Annotated in this window: 5 protein-coding genes; 3 read left to right on the top strand and 2 right to left on the bottom strand. The window is 75.7% G+C overall.

The genetic code is table 11. The features are described 5' to 3' along the window. The 3 genes from G3I53_RS26620 to G3I53_RS26610 all read left to right on the top strand — a co-directional run. The coding region (locus tag G3I53_RS26620; RefSeq protein ID WP_164438851.1) for an LUD domain-containing protein at window positions 1-456 on the top strand (456 nt) is incomplete at its 5' end. A gap of 145 nt (window positions 457-601) precedes the next feature. Continuing rightward, complete coding sequence (locus G3I53_RS26615; RefSeq protein WP_164338460.1) at window positions 602-1,459, top strand: MoxR family ATPase; 858 nt, start codon at window positions 602-604, stop codon at window positions 1,457-1,459. Beyond that, a complete protein-coding gene (locus G3I53_RS26610) occupies window positions 1,456-2,820 on the top strand; it encodes a VWA domain-containing protein (RefSeq protein ID WP_164438850.1) in 1,365 nt (454 codons plus the stop codon). Before G3I53_RS26615 ends, G3I53_RS26610 begins: the two co-directional genes overlap by 4 nt. Window positions 2,821-2,935: 115 nt before the next feature. Here the strand turns inward: G3I53_RS26610 and G3I53_RS26605 are convergent, their stop codons facing one another. Then, complete coding sequence (locus tag G3I53_RS26605; RefSeq protein WP_164337903.1) at window positions 2,936-3,781, bottom strand: methyltransferase domain-containing protein; 846 nt, start codon at window positions 3,779-3,781, stop codon at window positions 2,936-2,938. Between the two features lie 209 nt (window positions 3,782-3,990). Next, window positions 3,991-4,350 carry a cupin domain-containing protein gene (locus G3I53_RS26600; protein ID WP_164332477.1) on the bottom strand — a complete coding sequence of 120 codons (360 nt, stop codon included), beginning with the start codon at window positions 4,348-4,350 and terminating at the stop codon, window positions 3,991-3,993. Window positions 4,351-4,563 lie beyond the last annotated feature (213 nt).

Raw genomic sequence — 4,563 nt, 5'->3', positions numbered from 1 at the left:
GCCGCCGACGCGCTGCCCGGGGTCGTCGCGGGACTGCTCGCGGCGCGCGGGGCGCGGTCGGTGCTGGTGCCGCCCGGGCTGGACGAGCGCTGGCTCGCGGCGTCCGGGGTGGCCCGGGTGGCGGACCGGGCGGAGAGCACCGCCCGGGAACTGGACCGGGCCGACAGCGTGGTGACCGGCTGCGCGGTCGCCGTCGCCGAGACCGGCACGATCGTGCTGGACGGCTCCCCCGACCAGGGGCGGCGCCGGATCACCCTGGTGCCCGACCACCACATCTGCGTCGTGCGGGTCCCCGGGCAGGTCGTCGCCTCCGTCCCGCGGGCCCTGGAGCGGCTCGACCCGGCCCGGCCGCTGACCTGGATCTCCGGTCCCTCGGCGACCAGCGACATCGAGCTGGACCGGGTGGAGGGGGTGCACGGGCCGCGCACCCTGGAGGTCGTGCTGGCGGGCGGCTGAGCCCGCTGCGGCCCGTCCGGTCACCGGGTGCGGACGGGAGACCCCGGGAGACCCCGTGACAGAACGGTGAGCAAGCGCTTGGATAGGTCCGGGCGCCCTCGCGGGTGCCGACGCCGCCGTTCCCGCCCAGCCGGAGGTCCTCGCGTTGTTCACTTCCGTCGACGACGTCTCCGCGCGCCTCGCCGAGGCCGGATACCTCGCCTCGCCCGCGGTCGCCACCACCGTCTTCCTCGCCGACCGCCTGGGCAAGCCGCTGCTGGTGGAGGGCCCCGCCGGGGTCGGCAAGACCGAGCTCGCCAAGGCCGTCGCCCGGGCCGGCGACGCCCGGCTGGTGCGCCTGCAGTGCTACGAGGGCGTCGACGAGGCCCGCGCGCTGTACGAGTGGAACCACGCCAAGCAGCTGCTGCGCATCAGCGCCGGGCAGGGCGAGGGCTGGGACGAGGCGCGCACGGACATCTTCAGCGAGGAGTTCCTCCTCCCCCGCCCGCTGCTGACCGCGATCCGCGGGGACGACCCCAAGGTGCTGCTCATCGACGAGACGGACAAGGCGGACGTCGAGGTGGAGGGCCTGCTGCTGGAGGTGCTCAGCGACTTCCAGGTCACCGTGCCCGAGCTGGGGACCGTCACCGCCACCCGCCGGCCCTTCGTCGTCCTCACCTCCAACGCCACCCGTGAACTGTCCGAGGCGCTGCGCCGCCGCTGCCTGTTCCTGCACATCGGCTTCCCCGAGCCGGAACTGGAACGGCGGATCGTCCGCCTCCGGGTGCCCGGTCTGGACGCGGCGCTGGCCGAGTCCGTCGTCCGGGTGGTGGGGGCGCTGCGCGCCATGGACCTGCGCAAGGCACCGTCGGTCGCCGAGACCGTGGACTGGGCCCGCACCCTGCTGGCGCTGGGCGCCGGCACCCTCGACGAGACGGTCGTCCGGGACAGTCTGGGTGTGGTCCTCAAGCACCAGGACGACGTGCAGAAGGCGGCGGCCAAGCTGGACCTGGACGCCGTGTGAACACCTCCTCGGACTCCGGGCTCACGGAGCGCCTGACCGGCCTGGCCGCCGCGCTCCGCTCGCACGGTGTCCGCGTCGGCACCGGCGAGACGGTGGACGCGGCGCGCGCGGTGGAGGCCCTCGGGCTCGCCGGCCGGGAGCAGCTGCGGGAGGGACTGGCGGCGACGCTGCTGCACCACACGGGTCAACGGCCGGTGTTCGACGCGGTCTTCGACCTGTACTTCCCGCGCGGTGTCGGCGCGCCCGGCGGCGGCCCGGCCGACCGGGACGCCCTCAGGGACCGGCTGGCCGCCGCGCTCGCCGACGACGACACCGCGCTGATGGGCCGGCTGGCGGCGGAGGCCGTCGACGGCTTCGGCGGCTACGGGGGTTCCCCGGGGGCGGACGGCTGGTCGTCGTACCAGACGCTGGACCGGCTGCGCCCGCAGACCCTGCTGGCGCGGGTGCGCGACGAGGTGCGGGCACGGGGCGGCGGCACGGGGTTCGGCGACCGGCTGCTGGAGGACGAGATCCGCCGCCGGATCGAGGAGTTCCGCCGGATGGTGACCGCCGAGGCGCGGCGCCGGGCCGCGGAACGGCGGGGCCGGGACGAGATCGCGCGGCGCGCGGTGCCCCCGGCCGCCGACCGGGTCGACTTCCTGTTCGCCAGGAAGGACCAGCTGGCCGAACTGCGCAGGACGGTACGGCCCTTGGCCCGGAAGCTGGCCACACGGCTGGCCGCCCGGCGCCGCCGGGCCTCGCGCGGCACCGTCGATCTGCGCCGGACGCTGCGCGGATCGCTGTCCACCGGCGGGGTGCCGATGCGTCCCGTGCTGCGCCGGCGGCGGCCGGCCCGGCCCGAACTGGTGCTGCTGTGCGACGTGTCGGGGTCGGTCTCCGGCTTCTCCGACTTCACGATGCTGCTGGTGCAGGCGCTGCACGACGAGTTCTCCAAGGTCCGCGTGTTCGCCTTCGTCAACCGGACCGACGAGGTGACCGGCCTGCTGGTGCGCGGCGCCGCCGACCCGGAGGGGCTGGGGCTGCGCATCCGCGACGAGGCGGCCCTCACCGGCTGGCACGGCAGCAGCGACTACGGCACGGCGCTCGGCGAGTTCACCGACCGGTACGCCGACGCCGTCGGCGCCCGCACCACCGTGTTCGTCCTGGGTGACGCCCGCACCAACATGGCCGACCCGAACCTCCCGGCCGTCCGCGAACTGGTCCGGCGGGCCCGGCGGGTGCACTGGCTCAACCCCGAGCCGCGCACCCTGTGGGGCACCGGTGACTCGGCCGCCCCGGAGTACGCCTCCCTGGTCGAGATGCACGAGTGCCGCAGTGTCCGCCGGCTGAGCGACCTGGTGGGACGGCTGCTGCCGGTGTGACCGGCGGCGCCGGGTGCCGGAGCCGCCGGTCGCACCGGCCGCGTGCCCGGCCGGTACGGCGGGCCGGTCACTCCGCCGGGCACTCGGCTCGGACGGTCCTGCGGGGGCCGGGTGCTCAGGCGGTCCTGCGGGCCGTGAACAGCAGGTACTCCCAGTCCAGTACCGTCCCCTCGCCCTCGCCGCCGCGGTCGTGCCGGCGGCCCAGGTCGGCCAGGTCGCGGTCCAGGGCGGCGGTCCGGTCGGGATCACCGGCGAGGGACGCGTAGACGCTCATCACCGGCCCGTAGCGGGTCTTGAAGAAGTCCCGGAACTCCTCGGGCGAGGCCAGCCGGTCCACCACGACCGTGCGGCGTTCGGCCGTCACGTCGCTGATCCGGTCGCCCAGCAGCTCACGGACGTGGTTCTCGTCGCCCCACAGCGGAGGCGGCTGCGCGCCGGGCGGGGGCGGCGGGGCGTACGGCTTGAGCGTGGCCAGCATCCGGCCGATGAACCCCTCGGGTGTCCAGCTCACCAGGCCGATGGTGCCGCCGGGCCGGCAGACCCGCAGCAGTTCGTCGGCGGCGGCCCGGTGGTGCGGGGCGAACATGACGCCGACGCAGGACAGGACGGTGTCGAAGGAGGCGTCCTCGTAGGGCAGCGCCTCGGCGTCGGCGGTCTCCCAGCTCAGCCGCGCGCCCCGGTCCTCCGCCAGCCGGCGCCCGGTCTCGAGCAGTTCGGGCGTCAGGTCGGACGCCACCACCTCGGCGCCCGCCAGGGCGGCGGGGATCGCGGCGTTGCCGGTGCCGGCTGCGACGTCGAGCACCCGGTCGCCCGGGCCGACGCCGCACGCCTCCACCAGCACTGCCCCGAGTCCGGGGATGAGTTCGGCGGCCACCGCCGGGTAGTCGCCCTGGGCCCACATCGCCCGGTGCTTCGCCTTCAGCGCACGGTCGGCCTGGGTCGTGTCCATCACGTTCGTCATGGCTGCCCTCCTCGGGAGCCTCGGGAGTTGTCGGCATCGGGCCCGGGAGCGGTCCCGGCCGCACCGGGCTCCCACCCCCTCCGGGCTGCCGCGGGACGCCCACGAACACCCCGGGCGGGGCTCCTCCCGCCGGGCGCCGCGGACGGCGTCGGCCCCGCGGGCTCGGCCGGGGCGTCCGCTCCCCGGACCGGGTCACGCGGGGCCGGACCTCAGTCGGCCTTCGCGTACGTCTGCGCCATGGCGCCCGCGAAGTCGTGCACGACCACCTGCTCGTCGCCGACCACCCACGCGTCGTGTCCGGGCGGGCAGACGAAGACGTCGCCGGGGCCCACCTCGCCCTCGGCGCCGTCGTCCATCCGGATGTGCATACGGCCCTGAACGACGAAGCCGTTGTGGTGGACCATGCAGCTGTCGGTGCCCGCGATGGGGCCGACCGACTCGGACCATCGCCATCCCGGCTCGAAGGTGGCCACGGCGAAGTCCAGGCCCGTCAGGTGCACGGCTTCGAGGTGGCCGCGCGGAAAGTCGCGCCGCTCGTCCGGCTTGTCCAGCGTCTTGACCTCCATCATGACCCTTCTCCTTCCGGCCGTCGCTGAAGCGGCCGGGTCCGGCCTCCGTCGACACGACGGCACCGGCGGGGCCGGGCCCCATCACTCCATCGTCCGCCTGTCCACCGGAGGCCGCCATTCGGGTGACACCACAGGTGGGGGGCGCGGGGTCAGGCGTCGCGGGCGCGGGTCAGGCGCCGGGGGCGCGGATCCGGGGCGCGGGGCGTCGCGGGC

Origin of the sequence: Streptomyces sp. SID14436 (assembly GCF_010548465.1) — a bacterium.
GTDB lineage: Bacteria > Actinomycetota > Actinomycetes > Streptomycetales > Streptomycetaceae > Streptomyces.
The sequence above is the reverse complement of the archived record's forward strand: the minus strand, read 5'-3'. Positions and strand labels throughout refer to the sequence as shown.

Excerpts from the sequence above, each read along its gene's own strand:
- G3I53_RS26605 (WP_164337903.1), bottom strand. The coding sequence starts at position 3,781 with ATGACGAACGTGATGGACACGACCCAGGCCGACCGTGCGCTGAAGGCG.
- G3I53_RS26600 (WP_164332477.1), bottom strand. The coding sequence starts at position 4,350 with ATGATGGAGGTCAAGACGCTGGACAAGCCGGACGAGCGGCGCGACTTT.